Source organism: Mammaliicoccus sp. D-M19 (assembly GCF_022386695.1).
GTDB classification, from domain to species: domain Bacteria; phylum Bacillota; class Bacilli; order Staphylococcales; family Staphylococcaceae; genus Mammaliicoccus; species Mammaliicoccus sciuri.
The window spans coordinates 1-338 of the sequence record NZ_JAJNHW010000022.1 but is presented as its reverse complement, the minus strand read 5'-3'; the positions used below and the strand labels follow the sequence as shown (position 1 = coordinate 338).

1 rRNA gene is annotated in these 338 nt (G+C 40.2%); it reads right to left on the bottom strand.

Annotated elements, in window-relative coordinates:
• Window positions 1–91, bottom strand: a 23S ribosomal RNA gene (locus LQ675_RS14910); the annotation flags it as partial.
• Window positions 92–338: the final 247 nt, after the last annotated feature.

Sequence of the window (338 nt, the reverse complement as noted above, 5' to 3'; positions counted from 1 at the left end):
TTACAGCTCCCCAAAGCATATCGTCGTTAGTAACGTCCTTCTTCGGCTTCTAGTGCCAAGGCATCCACCGTGCGCCCTTAATAACTTAATCGTGTAAAAGCTTGGTCAAACGTTCGCATCTTTCCTCGATTCATGAATCTCTTGTTCATTTACAAAAGTAAACATCACTTCGTGATTCATTTCATCTCATCACCTTCAAACGCTTTCAGGCGCTTTTAAGTGAGATGCTTGTTTACCAGTTTTACGAGTTATTAATCTGTGATGTCGTCTATAAAGACGACGCGCGATTATTAAGCTTGTTGAATTTCGTTAGAAATTCACTCGGTTTTTTGCTTGGT